Here is a 19,880-nt window from a genome sequence, read left to right on the forward strand (position 1 = left end):
CCCGCCGTCGCGGTCGGTAATGCCGGGGGTAACAGAGCGCGACCACGCTCCCCCCTACCGCGTCGGGGGACCAAACACCGTGACCAGCCGATGGGACCATCGCCATGCCGAACAGAACCTCCCGCACCAACCGCCCCCGACGGCTCGCCGCCGTCGCCGTGGTGGCGTCCACGCTGGCACTGACCGCAGCATGTTCATCCGCGGACGACGTCTCGTCCGCCGCGGCGCCCGCCGCCTCGTCCGGGGCGGCGGCTCCGCTCAAGCTCGTCGGCATCCTGACCGTGTCCGCGCCGTCGGTCGGGTTCCCGGACCAGGCGGCGGCGATCGAGGCCGCCGTATCGGCGGTGAACGACGCCGGCGGCATCGCCGGCCGCAAGGTCGAGCTGACGGTCTGCAACGACCAGGCCGACCCCAACGTGAGCGCGAAGTGCGCTCAGGACGCGGTCGCCCAGGGGGCGATCGCCGTGATCGGCGGCCTGTCGGTCGGCGGCAGCGGCATGGTGCCGGTGCTCGAACAGGCCGGCATCCCGCTGCTCAGCCACCCGATCAACCCGCTTGAATTCACCAGCGCGAACTCCTGGCCGATCCCCGGCGGCACGCCGGTGTCGTTCAGCGGGGCCGCGATCGGGCTGGTCAAGACCTACGGCTGCAAGAAGGTCGACGCGATCACGCAGTCGCTGCCGTCCTCGATCGCCTCGGCCGACTTCGCCGACGCCGGGCTGAAGTCGCTGGGCATGAAGCTGAACGCGAAGATCGCGGTGCCGACCACCAACGCCGACTACGGGGCCCCGGTCGCCCAGGTCGTGTCGAACGGCGCCGACTGCGTGGTGATCGCGCTGCCGCCGGGCGAGGCCGGCAAGGCGATCGCGGCCCTGGGCGCGGGCGCGCCGGGCGTGAAGGCCGGGCTCGCCGCCGCGTCGCTCACCCAGGCGCTGATCGACCAGGTGGGCAAGGCCGCCGAGGGCGTGCTGCTGTCCGACTCGTTCCTGCCGGTGAACAGCGAGGAGCCCGGCATGGTCGCCTTCCGTGACGCGATGAAGAAGTACCAGCCGGAGGCGAAGCCGACCTCGGCGGGCGTGGTCGTGTGGTCGGCGGTGGCGGCGGTGAAGTCGGCCGCCGAATCCGTCCAGGGCCCGATCGACGCCAAGGCGGTCCAGCAGGCGCTGGGCACGCTCAACGCCGTCGAGACGGGCGTCGGACCGGCCCTCGACCTCACCACGCCGCTCGGCATCAAGGACTTCAGCCGGATCCTCAACACCAACGTCGTCACGTACACGGTCAAGGACGGCACCTACGGCCCGGCCGCCGAGCCGTTCAGCGTGCTCACCGCCGTCAAGGAGAACGGGTGATCCAGACCGGGGACCGGGCGGCGGCCGAACCCCGCCCGGTGGCCGAGCCGATCCTCGAGGCGATCGACCTCGAGGTCGGCTACGGCCACCTCCCCGTGCTGAAGGGGCTGTCGGTGGCGGTGCGTCCGGGCGAGATCGTCGCGCTGCTCGGCGCGAACGGCGCCGGCAAGACCACGACCCTGCTGGCCCTGTCCGGGGTCCTGACACCGATCTCCGGCTCGGTCCGGCTCGACGGCCGGCCCGCGCCGGAGGGGCTGCATCGCAGGTCCGACGCCGGCGTGGCGCTGATCTGCGAGGACCGCTCGGTCTTCATGGGCCTCACCTGCCGGGAGAACCTCCGGCTCGGCCGTGGCGGCGTCGCGGAGAGCCTGGCGCTGATGCCCGAGCTGGAGCCGCTGCTGGATCGCAAGGTGGGGCTGATGTCGGGCGGCGAGCAGCAGATGCTCACCCTGGCCCGCGCGCTGGCCGGCTCGCCGAAGGTGCTGCTCGCCGACGAGCTGACCCTCGGCCTCGCCCCGCTCATCGTGGCCCGGCTGCTCACCCGGCTGCGCGCCGCCGCCGACCGCGGCGTCGGCGTGCTCATCGTCGAGGAGCGGGTCAAGCGCGCCCTCCAGGTGGCCGACCGCGTCTGCGTGCTGCGGCGGGGAGAGATCGTGATCGAGGGCACGGCAGCCGAGATGGGATCGCGGCTGGCCGAGATCGAGGCCAGCTACCTGTCGGCCTCGGCCGACGACCCGGCGGCCGACGACCCGGCGGCCGACGACCTCACGGCCACGATCGGAGGCCACGGATCATGAACGGCGCCATCCAGCTCGCGCTGGTCGGGATGTCCTCGGGGTCGCTCCTGGCGCTGACCGCGCTCGGCATCGTGATCGCCTATCGCGGGTCCGGGATCATCAACTTCTCCCACGGCATCGTCGGGACCGTGGCGGCGTTCGCCTACTGGGAGCTCAACGCGGGCCAGGGGCTCTCCCCCGTGCTCGCGGTGCCCGGCGCGCTGCTCGCCGCCGCACTGTGCGGCTATCTGACCTACCGGCTGGCGATCCAGCGCATGGCGCGCACGTCGACGCTGAGCCGCACCTGCGTCTCGCTGATCGTGCTCGTCGTCGTGCAGTCGGCGCTGACCCTGAGGTACGGCGCGGACGAGCGCATCGTCCAGCCCCTCTTCCCCACCGATCCGGTGTCGCTGTTCGGGATCCACCTGGGCCAGGACCGGATCATCACCTTCCTCATCGCCACCGTGCTCGTCGCCCTGCTCACCGCCGCCTACGGCCGGACCCGGTTCGGGCTGGCCACCTCGGCGCAGGCGGAGAACCCGATCGCGTCGGCGGCGCTGGGCATCTCCCCGGTCCGGATCGCGACCACCAACTGGGTGGTCGGCTCGGTGTTCGCCGGCGTCGCCGGCGTCCTGCTCGCCCCGATCGTCGGCGTGCAGATCGTCACGCTGACCCACCTGATCGTCCCGGCGCTCGCCGCCGCGCTGATCGGCGGGCTGCGCTCGTTCCCGCTGACGTACCTGGGCGCCCTGCTCATCGGGGTGACGCAGGCCGAGGTGACCCGCTACGTGGCCACGCCCGGCTGGGCGGACGCGGTGCCGTTCCTGCTCATCGTGCTGGTGATGGTGTGGCGCGGCGCGGGCGACCGGATCCGCACGGCCATCGTCGAGCGGCGGCCGAAGGTCGGCGACGGTCACCCCCGCCCCCTCGTCCTGCTCGTGCTCGTCGGCGGCGCGATCGTGCTGCTCACGGCGGTGTTCGACCTGTCGTACGTCACGGCGATGACGATCACCTGCACGTACGGGATCATCCTGCTGTCCAGCGTCGTCATCACCGGTTACACCGGGCAGCTGTCGCTCAGCCAGTTCAGCTTCGCCGGCATCGGCGCGGTGATCACCGGGCTGCTGCTGACCCGCACCGGGATGCCGTTCCTCCTGGCGATCGCGCTCAGCCTGGTCGCGACCTTCGTCGTCGGCGCGCTGCTCGGCGTGCCGCTGCTGCGCACCCGTGGCGTGAACTTCGCGGTGGCCACGCTCGGCTCCGCCGTGGCGATCCAGGGCGTGCTGCTGCAGAACCCGACGTACTCCGGCGCGTACGTGCCCCTGCCGAACCCGCTGGAGGTGTTCGGCTGGCGCGTCGACTCGCTCGCCCATCCCGAGCGGTGGGCGATCGTCTGCCTGGTCGCGTTCCTGCTCGCCGGTCTCGTGGTCGCCAACGTCCGGCGCGGCCGCGTCGGACGCCGCATGATCGCGGTCCGCACCAACGAGCGGGCCGCCGAGTCCGTCGGGCTGAACCCGTGGCGGGTCCGCCTCTACGCGTTCGCCCTCTCCGCGGCGATCGCCGCGCTGGGCGGAATCCTCGTGGTGTTCCGGCAGCCGACCATGGTGTTCGAGCGGGGGTTCGCGGCCTTCGACTCGATCCTGGGGCTCTCCCAGGTCGTCCTGGGCGGCATCGGTTACATCGCCGGCCCGTTGCTCGGCGTGCTCGGGCACCCCGGCGGCTTCATCTCCACGCTGCTCGACTCCGACAGCGCGACGACGCCGCTGTGGATCGCCCTCGTGGGCGGCGTGCTGTCCATCTGGTACCTGCAGGCGCGGCCGGACGGGGCCGCGGAGGGCATCGGGCGGCACCTCCACCTGCCGCGCCGGTCCCGCCCGGCTCCGGTGGCCGTCACGACCACGGCCGCGCCCGGCCGCGTGCCCGAGCGGGTGCTGCGGGGTCAGGGGCTGACGGTCGCCTTCGGCGGTGTGGTCGCGGTCGACGACGCCTCGCTGGACGTCGGGCCAGGTGAGATCGTCGGCCTCATCGGGCCGAACGGCGCTGGCAAGACGACACTGATCGACGCGATCACTGGCGCGACCAGGCCGAAGGCGGGCACGGTCACGCTCGGCGACAAGCCGATCGGGTCCATGCGGATGTACCGCCGGGTCCGCGAGGGGATCGGCCGGTCGTTCCAGAGCCTCGAACTCTTCGATGACATGACCGTGGCCGACAACCTCAAGGCGTCGGTCGACGCGCGGTCCGGCAGCGCCTACGTGACCGACCTGGTCTGGCCGCGCCCGACCGCCTTCACCGCGGGGGCACTCGCCGCCGTCGAGCTGTTCGAGCTCGGCCCCGACCTCGGCCGGCTGCCCACCGAGCTGCCGTACGGCCGGCGCCGGCTGGTCGGCATCGCCCGCGCGGTGGCCGCCGAGCCGTCCATCCTCTGCCTCGACGAGCCGGCGGCCGGGTTGAGCTCGACCGAGTCGGCCGAGCTGGGCGTGCTGCTCCGGCGGCTCGCCGACGAGCGCGGCATGGGCGTGCTGGTGGTCGAGCACGACATGGAGCTGGTCATGCGGGTGTGCGACCGGGTGATCGTGATGGAACGCGGGCGGGTCATCGCCGACGGGACACCGGGCGACGTACGCCGTGACCCCCGGGTCATCGCGGCCTACCTCGGCGACGAGTCGTCGGACACCGAAGCGCAGGAGACCGCGCCCTCGGTGACCGAGCCCCCGGTGACCGAGCCGCAGGAAAGCGAGTCGCAGACCGTCGAGCCGCAGGAGACCGAGGCGCAGACCGTCGAGCCGCAGGAGACCGAGCCACAGTCCGTCGAAGCGCGGAACGAGACCGTGCGGAAGAGAGAGGGAGTCGAGCAATGAGGTCCGACGATCGGATCGAGGCGGCGCTCGCCCGCGCCGTCGAGCTGGGCGAGGTCGGCGTGCAGGTCGCCGCCTACCTCGGCGAGGAGCTCATCGTCGACGCGTGGACCGGCGTCGCCGACGCGCGGGACGGCCGGCCGGTCGACGGCGACACCCTGTTCCCCGTGTTCTCGGTGAGCAAGGCGCTGCTCGCGACGGCGATCCAGCTCCAGTGCGAACGGGGGCTCGTGGATCTGGACGAGCCGATCGCGACGTACTGGCCGGAGTACGGGCAGCGCGGCAAGGAGCGCATCACCGTCGGCCACGTGCTCACGCACCACGCCGGTGTCCCGCACATGCCGCCGGACCTGGACGCCGCCGGGCTGGCGGACTGGGACGCGATCACCTCCTGGCTCTCGGAGGTCGAACCGCTGCACCCGCCGGGCGAACGCTCCATGTACCACTCGATGAGCTTCGGGCACATCCTCGGCGAGGTCATCCGCCGCACCGACCCGGGCCACCGTCCGTACGACCGGTTCCTCCGCGAGGAGCTGTGCCTGCCGATCGGCGCCGAGGACGTCTGGGACGTGCTCCCGGCGGAGCAGGAGCACCGGGTCGCCCGGCTGACCTGGGGACCGAACCCGCCGAAGCGCGCGCCGATGACCGGGGTGTCGCTGCTGTCGATGCCGCCGGAGATCCGCCCGGACGCCGACCGCTGGAACGACCCCCGGTTCCGGTCGTCGTCGGTCCCTGCGGCCGGCGCGGTGATGTCGGCCCGTGCGGGCGCGCGGTTCTTCAGCCTGCTCGCGAACCGTGGCGAACTCGGCGGCCGCCGGTACCTCTCGGCCGGCCGCCTGCTCGCCCTGACCTGGCCGCGGCCGAACGCCGGCGAGTTCGACGAGGTCTACCAGGGCCCCACCTGGATCGGCACCGGCGGCTACTGGCTGGGCGGCGAGTCCCCGCCGGCCGACCCGCTGCTCGGCCGGTCGACTCAGGTGCTCGCCCATGCCGGGGTGGGCGGGTCGATGGGATGGGCCGACCTCGCGAGCGGGCTGGCCGTCGTCATCACCCACAACCGGATGTTCCTCGGCGCCGCGCCGGGCGCCGAACCGTTCGTCCCGCTGGCCGACGCCGTGCGCGCGGTCGCGGGCGTGAAGTGAGGGGTGACCGCGATGGAGTATCGGCCGTTCGGGCGGACCGGCGTACGGGTGAGCGCCCTGGGCCTCGGATGCTGGATGTTCGGCGACCGGGCCGACGAGGCCGAGTCGGCCCGGATCATCGACCGGGCGCTCGACCTCGGGGTCAACTTCTTCGACACGGCGAACAACTACGGCGGAGCCCCCGGGCGCAGTGAGTCGATCGTGGGGGCCAACCTGGCGAGGTCGTCCCGGCGTGACCGGGTGGTGATCAACACCAAGGCGTACATGCCGGTCGACCCCGACGACCCCAACGGGTGGGGCGTGAGCCGCCGGCACCTGATCCGCCAGTGTGAGGAGAGCCTGCGGCGGCTGCGGACGGACCACGTCGACGTGTTCACGCTGCACCGGTTCGACCCCGGCACGCCGGTCGACGAGCCGTTGCGCGCCCTGGACGACCTGGTGCGCGCGGGCAAGGTCCGTTACCTGGGGGTGAGCACGGCCGCCGCGTGGGAGGTCGTGGAGTCGCTGTGGGTGGCCAAGGAGTTCGGGCTCAACCGGATCGTGGCCGAGACCCCGCCGTACAACCTCCTCGACCGGCGGGTCGAGCGTGAGCTGCTGCCGATGGCCGCGACGTTCGGGCTCGCGGTCAACCCGTGGGCGCCGCTCGGCGGAGGGGTGCTCACGGGGCAGTACCGGCGCGGCGAGCCGCCGCCCGAGGGCAGCAGGTACGGCGCGGGCGGCGTGCTCGCCGGTTTCGCCGGTGACCGGTTCAGCGACGCCGTGTTCGACGTGCTCGACGTGCTGCGGGAGATCGCGGCCCGGCACGGCGTGACCGTGGCCCAGCTGGCCTACTCCTGGGTGGTGCGGCAGCCCGGCGTGACGAGCGCGCTGTGCGGGCCGGAGCGGCTGGCCGACCTCGACTCGTGCGCGGAGTCGCTGGCGATCGAGTGGACCGCCGAAGATCTGGCCGCGATCGACGCGGTGGCCCCGCCCGGTGACAAGGTCGCCGGGTGGTACGAAGCGCTCGGCGGCCCGCGCTTCCGGCCACACCCGGACAGAGTCTGACCGGTCCGGCCGCAGGACCGGTCCGGCCGTATCGGGAACCGGTCCGGCCGTATCGGGAACCGGTCCGGCCGTATCGGGAACCGGTCCGGCCGTATCCGGACAGAGTTCGACCGGTCCGGCCCCGTCCGCGCGGCGGGGCCGGACCGGTCGTTCCGGCGGACGGCGACGCGAGCGGCCCGGGATCACCTGGCCGCTCGCGTCGTGATCGGTCTCTCGCCGGAGGTCAAGGGGTCCGTCGTGCCGCCGGTCAGGCGCGGGTGAGGGCGGGGATGGACAGGCCGAACAGGTCGATCGCGTTGTCGTGGGTGATCGCCGCCACCGTGGCCTCGTCGACGCCCTGGAAGTCGTGCGCGACCTGCTCCTGGGCGAACGGGAAGTTGCCCTCGGTGTGCGGGTAGTCGCCGGCCCACATGAGGCGCTTCTCGTCGAGCATGGGCAGGGTGAGGATGCCGGGGCGGTCGTCCTCGAAGGTGGCCCAGAACTGGCGGTTGAAATAGTCGCTGGGCTTGAGGGCCAGCTCCGGGACGGTCCAGCGGTGGTGGTCGGTGAACATGTGGTCCATCGTGTTGAGCTGGAAGGCGATCCAGCCGATGCCGCCCTCGACCAGGATGAACCGCAGCCCGGGGTGGCGCTCGGGGACGGCCCCGTAGACCAGCTGCATGAACACCCAGCCCAGGCTGATCTTGTTGCCGATGGCGGTCGTCCAGAACACGCCGGGAGTGGTCTTGTCGTTGAACATGGCCACCTGGCCCGCGGCCTGGTGGAACCCGACGGGCAGCCCGATCTCCTCCAGCGCCGCCCACAGGGGCTCGAAGTGGTCGTCGCCCCACGCCTTGCCGGGGACCGACTGCGGCAGCAGGAAGGTCTTGGCACCGCGCGCGGCCCACTTCCGCGCCTCCTCGATGGCGGGCTCGATCGGGCCGTCGCCGACGGGGAGCGCGGCGGCGCCGATGAGCCGGGCGGGGTCGTGGGCGCAGAACTCCTCGAACAGCCAGTCGTTGTACGCGCGGACGCAGGCGACCTTGAGGTCGAAGTCGGGGATGCTGTGCACGATCAGCCAGCCGGGGTAGACGATCTCGGCCCGGACGCCCTGACTGTCCTGGTCGATCAGGCGGGCGGCGGGGTCGTAGGCGCCGGGGCGCTGGTCCTCGAAGCGGTAGCCGGTGGCTCGGGTGATCACGCCGTTGATCTTCGTATTGATCATCGCGCCCTCGGTGCCGACCGGCTTCGGCGGCATTCCGGTGTTGGGGACCACGAAGTAGTCGCCCTTGTCGGTCGACTGGACCTGGGGCGCCTGGTGCTGGAAGCGTTGCGGCAGCCGCTTGAGCCAGAGGTCCTTGGGCTCCACGACGTGGGAGTCGACCGAGATGAGGGGGCGGGGGTTACCGGTTGACATGATGTAGCACTCTCCATGGTTGGTCTTGCCACGTGAGGGTGGCCGTGTGGAGGTCGTGGGCGGTTCTGCGCGGCCCCTGTGCGAGCACGGTAGGCACCCGCCGTTAAACCGGTCGTTATCCAGCGGTCGCGCCGAGCCGGTCGGCCAGCCAGCGGTTGATCTCGGGCACCGCGATCGACAGGTTGTCCATCTGGCAGTGCTGCGCGCCGCCCTCCTCGCCGGTGAAGATCCGCAACGTCTTGTCCGCGGAGCCGCAGGCGTCGAAGAGGAGACGGGCGTCCGACACGGGGACCTGCTGGTCGTCCTCCCCGTGCACCAGCAGGAACGAGGACCGCATCCGGGGCACCACCTCGGCGAGCCGGAACCCCTCCAGGACCTCCAGCGCCTCCGTCGTGGACGTGGTGCCCGTCGACCAGACGAGGTGGTCGCCGGGGACCGGCAACTGCTTGGCGAACGCGGCCTCGATGCGTTCGCGCCAGATGCGGTGGTAGTCCCAGATCGCTCCCCAGGCGACGCACGCCTTGAACCTCGGCTCCATGCTGGCGCTGCGCGAGGCGTAGTAGCCGCCGAGGCTCAGGGCCATCACGCCGATCCGGTCCGGGTCCACGTCCGGCCGGGTCTCCAGCCAGTCGACGGCGGCGCTGCCGGCCACCTCGTAGTCGTGCCGCAGCGGGATGCCCCGGAAGCGGATGGCCTCGCCGACGCCCGGGCTGTCCAGCGACAGCACGGAGACGCCCCGGGCGACCAGGTCCTCGATGCCGAGGAACCAGTTGAGCTCCTTGTTGCCGTCGAAGCCGTTCATGAACACCACGACCGGCGCGCGCCCGGCGGTCGAGGTCGTCGCGGAGACGAAGAAGGCGGGCAGCGAGCCCGACTCGTACGGCACCTCGACGAACTCGACGCGATGGCGGTCGTCGAGCTCGGCGGCCCGGCGGAAGGCGTCCAGCATCGCCCGGTAGGTGTCGAGCGCGTCGTCGTCCTTGGGGAAGCGGAACCGTTCGGCCGCGAAGTAGTAGCTCGACGCGCGCCGGTAGTGGGCCACCGCGGCGCGGCGGTCGCCGAGGCCGACGGCCTGCTCGGCGAGGGCGCGGACGTGGTCGCCCATGGCCCGCCACTCGCGGAACCACCGCTCGTCGTCGCCGACGTGACCGGCCAGGCGGCGGCAGATCCGGTCGATCTCGCCGACCTCGCCGCCGCCGGTCGGTATCTGGGCGAGCTCGATCATGACGTTGTACGACCACCGGTAGTCGTCGGGGAACTGCGCGTACCAGTCGGCGTCGCGGATCGCGGCAACCACTCGTCCTCCTCAGCACTGGGACTCCGGGCGTCACCCTGGCGCCGGGTCGGGGGGATTGTCGGGGGCCTGCCGGCTCAGAACAGCCGGTAGGAGCTGCGGTAGAACAGCAGCGGCGACGCCCGCTGGTCGAGCGCGAGGTCGAGCACGCGGCCGATCACCAGGGTGTGGTCACCGGCCTCGTGGGTGTCGGCGATCTCGCATTCGAGGTGCGCGTGCACGGCGGTCAGGACGGGCGCGCCGGTGATGCCCGGAGTGTGGGAGACGCCGGCGAAGCGGTCGCCCTTGCGGGCGAACCCGCGGGCCAGCCCCTCCTGGTCGGCCGACAGCACGTTGGCGCAGAAGTGCCCGGCCGCGTGGATCGCGGGCCAGGTGGTCGAGCCGTTCCCCGCGCAGAACAGCACCAGCGGCGGGTCCAGCGACACCGAGACGAACGAGTTGACCGCCATGCCGACCGGGCCGCCCTCCGGCGGGGCCGCGGTGACCACGACGACCCCGGTCGCGAAGCAGGCCATCGCGCCGCGCAGGTCGTCGCCCGCGATCTGCCGGAGCGCGCTCATGCGACCACCCGGTCCGCGTAGCGCGCGCGGTGCTGGTCGGGGTCGCCGAACAGCAGTGCCGACGACGTGGCCCGCTTGAAGTACAGGTGCGCCGGATGCTCCCAGGTGAAGCCGATGCCGCCGTGAATGTGGATGTTCTCGCCCGCCACCAGCGTGTACGCCTCGGAGCAGTACGCCTTGGCCAGGCTCGCGATCGCGGGCAGCTGCGGCAGGTCCGACGCGGCGGCGTACAGCCCGTAGTGGGCCGCGGACCGGGCCGACTCCACCGCCATCAGCAGGTCGGCGCACTTGTGCTTGATCGCCTGGAACGACCCGATCAGCCGCCCGAACTGGGTGCGGACCTTCGCGTACTCGACGGACATCTCCAGGCACCGCTGGGCGCCGCCGAGCTGTTCGGCGGCCAGGCCGACCGCCGCCAGGTCGAGCAGCCGTTCCAGCACCGGCCCCGCGCCGCCCTCGGCGCCGATCAACCGGGCCGGGGTGCCGTCGAACTCCAGGACCGCCTGCTTGCGCGTCTGGTCCATGGTCGGCAGCGGCGTCCGGGTCAGCCGCGAGGCGTCGGCGGAGACCGCGAACAGCGAGAGGCCGGCGGTGCCCCGGGCGAAGACGAGCAGCAGGTCCGCCACCTGGCCGTCGAGGACGAACGACTTGGTCCCCGACACCCTCCAGATGCCGTCACCGGCCGCCGCGCGCGCGGCGAGGTCGGCGGCCCGCCAGGAGCCGGAGCTCTCGGTGACGGCCACCGTGGCGATGGTGGCGCCCGCGGCGATCCCCGGGAGGAAGTCCTCCTGGGCCCGCTCGTCGCCGGAGAGCAGCAGCGCGTTGGCGGCGAGCACCGCGGTGGAGAAGAACGGCGAGCACAGCAGCGCCCGCCCCATCTCCTCCAGCACCACCCCGAGTTCGAGGAAGGAGGCCCCGGAGCCGCCGAACCGCTCGGGGATGGCCAGACCCTGCAGGCCGAGTTGCTCGGCCATCTGCCGCCACACCGCCGGGTCGTACCCGGTGCCGGTCTCCATGAGGCGGCGCACCTGCGACTCCGGAGAGACGCGCTCGACGAACGACCGCACGCTGTCCCGGAAGTCCTCGTGCTCCTCGGCGAGGCCGGTGAATGCCGCGGTCGCGTCAGCCAGCTGTTGAAGTTCGCTCATGGCCCCGGACCGTACGGCGCGGGTGTGGCGCGCGGCATGAGCGGCCGGAGCCGTAACGACAGCGGTAACTATCCATGCGCGATCGTGCGACCTGGTGCCGTTCCGGTGCCGGTCTGATACGAGCCCGTCGCGAACAAGGAGGAACTTACCGTGGATCTCAGCTTCGACGGTCGCGTTGCCGTCGTCACGGGGGCGGGTGGCGGTCTCGGCCGGGCCCACGCTCTCGAACTCGGCCGTCGTGGCGCGAGGGTGGTCGTCAACGACATGGGCGCCTCGCTGTCCGGTGACGGCGCCGAGCGCGACCGGGCGGCGATCGTGGTCAAGGAGATCGAGGCGCTCGGTGGCACCGCGGTGGCCGACACCCACTCGGTCGCCACGGAGGACGGCGGCAGGGCGGTGATCGAGACGGCCGTCTCCGCGTTCGGCCAGGTCGACATCGTGGTGAACAACGCCGGCATCCTGCGCGACAAGACCTTCCACAACACCGGCCCCGGCGACGTGGACCCGGTGCTGGACGTGCACCTCAAGGGCGCCTTCAACGTCACCCGCCCGGCCTGGTCGCTCTTTCGCGACCAGGGGTTCGGGCGGGTCGTGGTGACCTCGTCGTCGGCCGGTTTCTGGGGCAACTTCGGCCAGGCGTCGTACGCGTCGGCCAAGCTCGGGCTGGTCGGGCTGATCAAGGTTCTCGCCATCGAGGGGCGCAAGTACAACATCACGGCCAACGCGATCGGCCCGGTGGCCATGACCCGCATGACCAGCGGCTTCGAGAACCCGCTCGCGGACCACCTGGACCCCGCGCTGGTCTCGGCGGCGGTGGCGTTCCTGTGTCACGAGTCGTGCGAGCTGTCCGGCGAGGTGCTCAGCGCGGGCGGCGGGCGCGTGGCCCGCGTCTTCGTCGGCGTCACGCGCGGCTACCTCAACGGTGAGCTGACCGCGGAGGACATCCGCGACCATCTGCCCGAGATCTTCGACGACACCGGTTACCAGGTCCCCGGCAACAGCATGGACGAGATGAACCTGCTCGCCGCGATGCTGGGGAAGTGAGATGACGGCTCTGCGTGCCCGCCCGGACCGCATCACCGGCCGTCCCCTGTCGAGGATCCAGATCGGCGAGTGGATCGACATGGCCGCCAGGCGTTCCCCGGGACGGGACTGCTTCGTCACCGAGTCGGGGTCGCGCAGCTTCGCCGAGGTCCGCGACCGGGTGCACGGGCTGGCGCGCGGGCTGCGCCAGATGGGCATGCGGCAGGGCGACCGGGTGGCCGTCCTCGCCACCGACACGCCGGAGTACGTCGAGACGTTCCTCGCCCTGTTCAAGATCGGCGCGGTCGCCGTCCCGCTCAACTACCGGCTGTCGCCCGCCGAGATCACCACGTTGCTGCGCACCGCGGAGGCGTCCTGGATCTTCGTCGGCGACCGGTACGCGCCGGACGTGCTGCGGGCGCGGCCGGAGCTGGAGCACCTCGTGCACGTCGTCGGCTACGAGGGGGCCGAGGGCACCGTCTCGTACGACGAGGTCCGCACCCTGGCCGGTGGCGGGGAGCCGCCCGCGGCCGTGGTCGAGGACGAGGACGTGATCGCGCTCGCCTTCACCAGCGGCACGACGGGCCTGCCCAAGGGCGTCATGCAGTCGCACCGCATGTGGAAGAACATGTCCTCCAACGCGGTCCTGGAGTATCGCTTCCTGCGGGACGAGTTCCGCTACTCCGCCTCCCCGCTCTACCACGTGGCCGGCCTCGGGCTGGTGCTCAACGCGATCTGCCGGGGCTCGGCGTCGCTGCTGGTCCCGCAGTGGGACCCGGCGCTGCTGCTCTCCTGGTTCCGCAGGGGCCTCACCGACGTGTTCCTCGTGCCGACGATGATCAACTCGCTGCTGCGGCAGCCGGACGTGAGCGCCGCCGACTTCGCGACCCTGCGCTCGGTCTTCTACGGCGCCGCGCCCATGTCGCCCGACCTGCTCACCAGGGCGATGGCGATGATGGACTGCGACTTCTACAACGGGTTCGGGGCCGGCACCGAGGCGGGCATGCAGACCGTGCTCACCCCCGAGGACCACGTGCTGGCGCTCAACGGGCACCCGCACCTGCTGGGCTCGGTGGGCCGCCCCGGTTACAACATCGACCTGCAGATCTGGGACATCGACGACAACGAGCTGCCGGTGGGCCAGGTCGGCGAGATCGTCACGCGCAGCGACATGGTCATGAGCGGCTACCACGGCCAGCCGGAGAAGACCGCCCAGGTCGTCGTCAACGGCTGGTTCAAGGGCGGTGACCTGGGCTACCTCGATGACGAGGGCTACCTCTACCTGGCCGGCCGCAAGGACGACATGATCATCCGTGGCGGTGAGAACGTCTATCCGATCGAGATCGAGGCGACCCTCTCCGCCTACCCCGGCGTGGTCGAGTGCGCCGTCGTCGGCGTCCCGGACCCGTACTGGGGAGAGACCGTACGGGCGCACGTCGTCATCGCGGAGGGCACCGGCGCGACGGCGGAGGACATCCAGCGGTTCTGCCGCGAGCGCCTGGCGAAGTACAAGGTGCCCGACCAGATCCGAATCCACGGCGACACCCTGCCCAAGAACGCCAGTGGCAAGGTGCTCCACCGTCTGCTGCGGGAGCAATCGTGAGCGAAGAGACCGGACAACACCTGACCCCGGCGGAGCTCGCGTTCCGGGAGGCCGTTACGGCGTTCCTCGACGCGCACGCCAAGCCGATCGCCGAGTGGGAGGCCCGCTGGGGCAACGGCCCGGACGAGCTGAGCGCGGGCGCCGAGCCGACCCGCGAGGAGGAGCTGCGGATGGTCGAGGCCGCCGCGGCCTTCCGCCGCGAGCTCTTCGACGCCGGGTTCGGCTGGCTCACCGGCCCGCCGGAGTTCGGCGGCGGTGGCCTGGACCCGCGTTTCCAGGAGCTGTTCGACGAGGTCGCGCAGGCGTACGAGCTGCCCTCCGAGGCGTGCTTCGTGGTCGGCCATCACATCGTCGCGCCCACGCTGCTCGCGTGGGGCACGCCGGAGGTCAAGGAGAAGTACCTCCGCGCGCTCTACCGGGCGGACCTGTTCGCCTGCCAGCTCTTCTCCGAGCCCGAGGCGGGCTCCGACCTGGCCGGCGTCAAGAGCCGGGCGGTACGCGACGGCGACGGCTGGCGGGTGACCGGCCAGAAGGTGTGGACGTCCGGCGGCCACTTCAGCGACATCGGCGAGATGCTGGTCCGTACCGATCCCAGTGCCTCGAAGCACGCCGGGCTGACCATGCTGATGATCGACATGCACGCCCCCGGCGTCGAGGTCCGCCCGCTGCGTCAGATGACCGGCGGCGAGGCGTTCAACGAGGTGTTCGTGGACGACGTGTTCGTCCCCGACAGCCACGTGCTCGGCAAGCCGGGCGACGGCTGGAAGGTGGCGATGACCACGCTCGGCAACGAGCGCGTGTCCATGGGCTACCGCACCGCCCCGCCCACGTCCGACCCGGTCGAGCGGCTGCTCGCCATGATCAGGCACTTCGGCCTGAGCGACGACCCGGTGATCCGCCAGGACTTCGCGAGGATCGCGATGCGCCGTGACGTCATCCGGTGGACGGCCGCGCGCGCCGCGACCGCCCTGGCCGCCGGCGGCGAGCCCGGCGCCGAGTCCTCGATCATCAAGCTGATGGACTCGGAGAACCTGCTCGCCATCGGCACGCTCGCCGGCCGGATCCTCGGCACGCGGATGACCGCCGACACCGGCGAGTGGGGCACCTACGTCTGGGCCGAGCTGGTGCTCAGCGTGCCGTCACGGCGGATCGCCGGCGGCACCGACGAGATCATGCGCAACATCATGTCCGAGCGCATCCTCGGCCTCCCCCGGGAGTCGGCGCCCAACCGCTGACCCCCCGCCAACGTCCCCCGCCAAGGCCACCCACCAAGGCCACCCACCAACGCCCCGCCCCCGGCCGGCGCGCCGCGTCTGGCCGGCGCGCCGGCACTTCGCGCACACGAGGAGAAGCCACATCCATGGTTGACCGCACCCCAGTGATCGCCGGCATCGGCCTGAGCGACTATCCCAAGGCACCGCATCTGGACGCGGTCGGGCACCACGTGCTCGCCGTCCAGCGGGCACTCGCCGACAGCGGCATGAAGAAGAGCGACATCGACGGGTTCATGTGCGCCCAGGGCGACTTCTCGCTGCCCGACAACGCCGGCAGCATGGCGGAGTACCTAGGCATCAACCCGCGCTACTTCGACGGCACGGCCGTCGGCGGCTCCAGCTTCGAGTTGCACGTCCAGCACGCGATGGCCGCGATCCGGGCGGGCATGTGCACCAACGTGCTCATCGTCTACGGCTCGGACCTGTACACGAAGTCGGGCACCAACCCGGGCTTCGGGGCCAGGGAGGCGGGCGCCAAGGTCGCCGGCGCGCTGCAGTTCGAGGCGCCGTGGGGCAACAGCCTCATCGGCGCGTACGCGATGGCCGCGCAGCGGCACATGCACGAGTACGGCACCACGTCCGAGCAGCTCGCGGCCATCGCCGTGGCCTGCCGTACGCACGCCGGGCTCAACCCTGACGCGCAGTACCGCAAGCCGATGACGGTCGAGGACGTCGTCAACTCCCGCATGATCGCCGACCCGCTGCACCTGCTGGACTGCTGCGTGGTCTCCGACGGCGGCGGCGCGGTGATCGTCACCACCGCCGAACGCGCCCGGGACCTGAGGCAGCCGCCCGTGCACATCCTGGGCGCCGCGTCGGCCCAGACGCACTGGAACATCAGCCAGATGCCCGACTACACCCGGACCGCGGCCGAGCGCAGCGGCCAGGAGGCCTTCGCCCAGGCCGGCCTCACCCCGGACGACGTCGACACGGTCCAGCTCTACGACAGTTTCACGATCACCGCGCTGCTCATGCTGGAGGACCTGGGGTTCTGCAAGAAGGGCGAGGGCGGCCCCTTCGCGGCGTCGGGCGCGCTGCAACTCGGCGGCGCGCTGCCGCTCAACACCGACGGCGGCGCGCTCAGCTCGTGCCACCCCGGCATGCGCGGCATCTTCCTGCTCATCGAGGCCACCCGGCAGCTGCGCGGCCAGGCCGGCGCCGCGCAGGTGAAGGACGCCGAGGTCGCGCTGGCCTGCGGCTCCGGCGGCTGGCTCTCGGCGATGGGCACCGTGATCCTCGGAAAGGACAAGGCATGACGAACCTGGGCGCACCCGAGACCGACGGCCGTCCCGTCCCCCTGCTGGACGCCTCGACGAGACCGTACTGGGAGGCCACCCTCCGCGGCGAGCTGCTGGTGCAGGAGTGCGCCGCGTGCGGTCACCGGCAGTTCTACCCCCGGTCCATCTGCGTCGAGTGCGGCGACACGCCCGGCTGGCTGACCACGGCGGGCAAGGGCACCGTCCACACCTACTCGGTGGTGCGGCAGTCCGGCGCGTTCCCGTTCAACCAGTGGACGCCGTACGCGGTCGCCATCGTCGAGCTCGACGAGGGTCCGCGCGTGATGGGCAACGTGATCGGCTGCGAGGTGGACGAGGTCCGCATCGGCATGCGGGTCGAGGTGGAGTTCGTCCCGTTGAACGATGAGGCGTCCCTGCCGTTCTGGCGGCCCGCGGTCACCTGACGGCGGACGCCGGGCGAGCGCGCGGTCAGACCGTCCGCAGCGCGTTCGCCCGGCGGGCGGTCAGACCGTCCGCAGCACGCGCTCGCCCGGCGGGCACGGCGCCACCGGCAGGTGCAGGGAGAGCCAGTCGGCGATCAGGTTGAGCGCCGGCCCCGGATCGTCGGTCTGCATGTGCTCCGCGCCGCCCTCGTCGGCGGTGAAGACGCGCAGCCGCTTGTCGGCCGACCCCGCGGCCTCGAAGGCGCGGCGCGCGTCGGCGACGGGGATCTCCCGGTCGTTCTCCCCGTGCACGATGAGCAGGGGCTGCCGCACCCTCGGCCACACGTCGGCCAGCGTCCACTGCTCCATCCTGGTGAGGGCCTCCTCGATCGAGGGCGTGCCCATCACCCAGGGCAGAAACCACGACGCCGGCTCGGGGCCGGAGCGCTCGTTCCACCGGCGCCGCCAGACGGCGCCGCTGTCCCAGGTGCCGGCCCACGAGACGCACGCCGAGACCCGCGGCTCGAACGCCGCCGAACGGGCCGCGTAGTAGCCGCCGAAGCTGATGCCCAGCACGGCGACGTGCCGCCCGTCCACGTCGTGCCGGGTCTCCAGGTGGTCGATGATCGCCGCCGTCGGCACCTCGTAGTCGGGACGCGACGGCACCCCGCGCAGCCGGATCAGCTCGCCCGCGCCGGGGGTGTCGATGACCAGGCAGGTGATGCCCCGGCGGGCGAACCTGTCGCCCACGACGGCGTACAGCAGCTCCTTGGTCAGGTCCAGGCCGCCGTACACGATGACCACCGGCTGCGGGTCGGCGGTGTCCGGCGCGATCAGGTAACCGGGCAGCGTGCCGTCCGGGGAGTCGACGTGGATCCGCTCCAGCGAGACGGGCGCGTAGTCCACGGCGTTGCCGAACGCCTGCAGGGCCGCGGCGTAGCTCTCGGACTTGGCCGGGCCCAGCGGGATCTGCCGCTGCCCGCTCGCGTGGTAGACCGACGCTCGCAGGTAGCGGGCTCCCGCCGTCGCCAGATATCCGTCCTTGACGTCGCCGGCGGCGATCAGCTCCTGCTGGTGCGCCATGCCCGCCCAGGCCGCCGCCCAGGCGTCCAGGTCCGCTGCCGGAGCGTCCCGGAGCGGGCTCAACCAGCGCTGAACGTCGCCGAGCGAGCCACCGGCCATCAGGGCCAGATTGACGGTCGTCGACCAGGCGTGGTTGCCCGGGAAGAACTCGAACACGGCGACTCCTCGCGGGACGGCGTGACAATGGCGCGACCCCGCGCCGCGCACGTCCATCGACATCTGCGTACTTACTTATATGTAGTGGATCATTACCTTCGGCGTTACTCGGCGCGCCCGCCCTTGTCGAACGGCAGACGCGCCGGCATCGCCGACCCGTGGGAGGTCAGGGCGTGGTCCACTGCGCCCGGGGGCGCTCCTCCGGGCCCGCCAGGCCGCCGATCTCCGGGTAGACCTTGTTCGCCATCAGCTCCATCTCACGGATCAGGTCGTCCGTGGGCTGCTGCGCCCAGTGCCAGATCAGCACCGAGTACTCGTACGGCACCTCTTCCCACTCCGCCGCGAACTGGGCCTTGGCCTGGTCCACGGTACCGCCCAGGAACAGGCCGGAGTCCTTGATGCCCTGCAGCACGTCCGAGCCGACCGGCATCTTGTGCTTGAAGAACTTCGAGTAGAAGTTCTCGAAGATGTCCGCGTCGTAGTCCATGAGGGCCTTGTCGAACGCGGCCTGCGAGTCCGTCACATGCGGCCAGCGCACGGGAGCCTGGTTGGCGCCGAGCGGCAGCGGGTGACCGGACTTGGCGGCCTCGTCGGCGTAGATCCTGGCGAACTCGGCGGTGCGTGAGGCGGGCGAGAAGCTGGTCAGGACGAAGCCGTTGCGCGCGCAGTAGCGGACCGACTCCTCCGAGCTCGACGACGCCACGAACACCGGCGGGTGCGGCCGCTGGTACGGCGGCGGCGTGACCGAGACCTTCCGGATGGCGCCGTTCTCGTCGACCTCGTCCGTCGCGCCCATCAGCGCCGCGGTGTCCGCGCCGGGATAGCCGGCGACGCCGGTCTCGTACGGGAACGGGACCTGGACCCTGGAACCCTTGTAGTCGAAGGAGTCCTGGGTCCAGGCCTTGAGCATCAGCTCGACCTGCTCCTCGAAGATCCCCCGGTTGGCCTTGTCGGCCGCCCCGCCGTCGGAGAGCGTGGCCTGGGTGCCCAGGTGCTGGCCGAGCACGTCGGTCCAGCGGGACTGGTAGCCCCGGCTGACACCGGCCCAGAACCGGCCTTCGAGCATGTGGTCCAGCACCGCGCACTCCTCCGCCACCCGGATGGCGTCCTGGGTGCCGAGCACGTAGCCGTTGGTGCCGATGTTGATCCGGCTCGTCTGCGCCGCCAGCCACGCGTTGATCACGCCGGGGGACGGGGAGACCTCGTAGCCCTCGGAGTGGAAGTGATGCTCGATGCCCGCGATGCCCCAGTACCCCAGGTCCTCGGCGGCCTTGGCGATCTTCGCCCAGTCCCGCATCACCTTCTGGAACTCATCGCGGTCGCGTCCCAGCGGACGTCGGGCCGCACGTCCCGCGGCACCACCTTCGGCAGGTATGACCGGATACAACTGAACAATCGCCTTGACGCTCAAAATCTCACCCCTAGTGCGGTATGTGACCGAACCCCTTGCCCGTATCAAAACGGGCGCGCAGTTACAGAGCCGTTCCAACTGGTCAGTAACGACGGATTAACGG

General features: G+C 71.6%; 16 protein-coding genes. 10 read left to right on the forward strand and 6 right to left on the reverse strand.

Annotation, left to right across the window (positions count from 1 at the left end; translation table 11 throughout):
- Nucleotides 1-104: 104 nt before the first annotated feature.
- Genes AB0I38_RS00860 through AB0I38_RS00880 form a run of 5 tightly spaced genes read left to right on the forward strand, consistent with a single transcriptional unit; the run spans nucleotide 105 to nucleotide 7,169 of the window.
- Complete coding sequence (locus AB0I38_RS00860) at nucleotides 105-1,349, forward strand: ABC transporter substrate-binding protein (protein WP_358459713.1); 1,245 nt, start codon at nucleotides 105-107, stop codon at nucleotides 1,347-1,349.
- Nucleotides 1,346-2,146: an ABC transporter ATP-binding protein gene (locus tag AB0I38_RS00865; RefSeq protein ID WP_358459716.1), complete on the forward strand. Its 801-nt coding sequence runs from the start codon at nucleotides 1,346-1,348 to the stop codon at nucleotides 2,144-2,146. The genes AB0I38_RS00860 and AB0I38_RS00865 overlap by 4 nt, the downstream gene beginning before the upstream one ends.
- Complete coding sequence (locus tag AB0I38_RS00870) at nucleotides 2,143-4,986, forward strand: ABC transporter permease subunit (RefSeq protein WP_358459719.1); 2,844 nt, start codon at nucleotides 2,143-2,145, stop codon at nucleotides 4,984-4,986. The genes AB0I38_RS00865 and AB0I38_RS00870 overlap by 4 nt, the downstream gene beginning before the upstream one ends.
- Nucleotides 4,983-6,125: a serine hydrolase domain-containing protein gene (locus AB0I38_RS00875; protein ID WP_358459722.1), complete on the forward strand. Its 1,143-nt coding sequence runs from the start codon at nucleotides 4,983-4,985 to the stop codon at nucleotides 6,123-6,125. The genes AB0I38_RS00870 and AB0I38_RS00875 overlap by 4 nt, the downstream gene beginning before the upstream one ends.
- Before the next feature lie 12 nt (nucleotides 6,126-6,137).
- Nucleotides 6,138-7,169, forward strand: a complete 1,032-nt coding sequence (locus AB0I38_RS00880; RefSeq protein ID WP_358459725.1) for an aldo/keto reductase — start codon at nucleotides 6,138-6,140, stop codon at nucleotides 7,167-7,169.
- Between the two features lie 247 nt (nucleotides 7,170-7,416).
- On the opposite strand, the gene AB0I38_RS00885 is transcribed toward AB0I38_RS00880, so the two are convergent.
- The 4 genes from AB0I38_RS00885 to AB0I38_RS00900 all read right to left on the reverse strand — a co-directional run bounded on the left by AB0I38_RS00885 (nucleotide 7,417) and on the right by AB0I38_RS00900 (nucleotide 11,567).
- Nucleotides 7,417-8,565, reverse strand: a complete 1,149-nt coding sequence (locus AB0I38_RS00885; RefSeq protein ID WP_358459728.1) for an amidohydrolase family protein — start codon at nucleotides 8,563-8,565, stop codon at nucleotides 7,417-7,419.
- 115 nt (nucleotides 8,566-8,680) lie between these two features.
- On the reverse strand, nucleotides 8,681-9,862 hold the full coding sequence (locus tag AB0I38_RS00890; RefSeq protein WP_358459731.1) for an alpha/beta hydrolase family protein: 1,182 nt from the start codon (nucleotides 9,860-9,862) through the stop codon (nucleotides 8,681-8,683).
- A 74-nt stretch (nucleotides 9,863-9,936) separates the two neighbouring features.
- Nucleotides 9,937-10,419, reverse strand: a complete 483-nt coding sequence (locus tag AB0I38_RS00895; RefSeq protein WP_358459734.1) for a flavin reductase family protein — start codon at nucleotides 10,417-10,419, stop codon at nucleotides 9,937-9,939.
- The gene (locus tag AB0I38_RS00900) at nucleotides 10,416-11,567 is read right to left on the reverse strand and encodes an acyl-CoA dehydrogenase family protein (RefSeq protein ID WP_358459736.1); all 1,152 of its coding nucleotides are present in this window, start codon (nucleotides 11,565-11,567) and stop codon (nucleotides 10,416-10,418) included. The genes AB0I38_RS00895 and AB0I38_RS00900 overlap by 4 nt, the downstream gene beginning before the upstream one ends.
- Nucleotides 11,568-11,717: 150 nt before the next feature.
- Between AB0I38_RS00900 and AB0I38_RS00905 the strand changes: the two genes are divergently transcribed.
- The 5 genes from AB0I38_RS00905 (at nucleotide 11,718) to AB0I38_RS00925 (ending at nucleotide 17,148) form a co-directional block, all read left to right on the forward strand.
- A complete protein-coding gene (locus tag AB0I38_RS00905; RefSeq protein WP_358459738.1) occupies nucleotides 11,718-12,611 on the forward strand; it encodes an SDR family NAD(P)-dependent oxidoreductase in 894 nt (297 codons plus the stop codon).
- Between the two features lies 1 nt (nucleotide 12,612).
- The gene (locus tag AB0I38_RS00910) at nucleotides 12,613-14,193 is read left to right on the forward strand and encodes a class I adenylate-forming enzyme family protein (protein WP_358459741.1); all 1,581 of its coding nucleotides are present in this window, start codon (nucleotides 12,613-12,615) and stop codon (nucleotides 14,191-14,193) included.
- Entirely contained in the window at nucleotides 14,190-15,428 is a 1,239-nt protein-coding gene (locus AB0I38_RS00915) for an acyl-CoA dehydrogenase family protein (RefSeq protein WP_358459744.1), read from the forward strand. The genes AB0I38_RS00910 and AB0I38_RS00915 overlap by 4 nt, the downstream gene beginning before the upstream one ends.
- Nucleotides 15,429-15,553: 125 nt before the next feature.
- Nucleotides 15,554-16,723, forward strand: coding sequence for an acetyl-CoA acetyltransferase (locus tag AB0I38_RS00920; protein ID WP_358459747.1), 1,170 nt, complete (start codon nucleotides 15,554-15,556; stop codon nucleotides 16,721-16,723).
- The gene (locus AB0I38_RS00925) at nucleotides 16,720-17,148 is read left to right on the forward strand and encodes a Zn-ribbon domain-containing OB-fold protein (protein ID WP_358459750.1); all 429 of its coding nucleotides are present in this window, start codon (nucleotides 16,720-16,722) and stop codon (nucleotides 17,146-17,148) included. The genes AB0I38_RS00920 and AB0I38_RS00925 overlap by 4 nt, the downstream gene beginning before the upstream one ends.
- A 60-nt stretch (nucleotides 17,149-17,208) precedes the next feature.
- Here the strand turns inward: AB0I38_RS00925 and AB0I38_RS00930 are convergent, their stop codons facing one another.
- On the reverse strand, nucleotides 17,209-18,366 hold the full coding sequence (locus AB0I38_RS00930) for an alpha/beta hydrolase family protein (protein WP_358459753.1): 1,158 nt from the start codon (nucleotides 18,364-18,366) through the stop codon (nucleotides 17,209-17,211).
- Between the two features lie 166 nt (nucleotides 18,367-18,532).
- Entirely contained in the window at nucleotides 18,533-19,663 is a 1,131-nt protein-coding gene (locus AB0I38_RS00935; RefSeq protein WP_358459756.1) for an LLM class flavin-dependent oxidoreductase, read from the reverse strand.
- Nucleotides 19,664-19,880: the final 217 nt, after the last annotated feature.

The organism is Nonomuraea cavernae (assembly GCF_040655715.1).
GTDB classification, from domain to species: Bacteria; Actinomycetota; Actinomycetes; order Streptosporangiales; family Streptosporangiaceae; genus Nonomuraea; species Nonomuraea cavernae_A.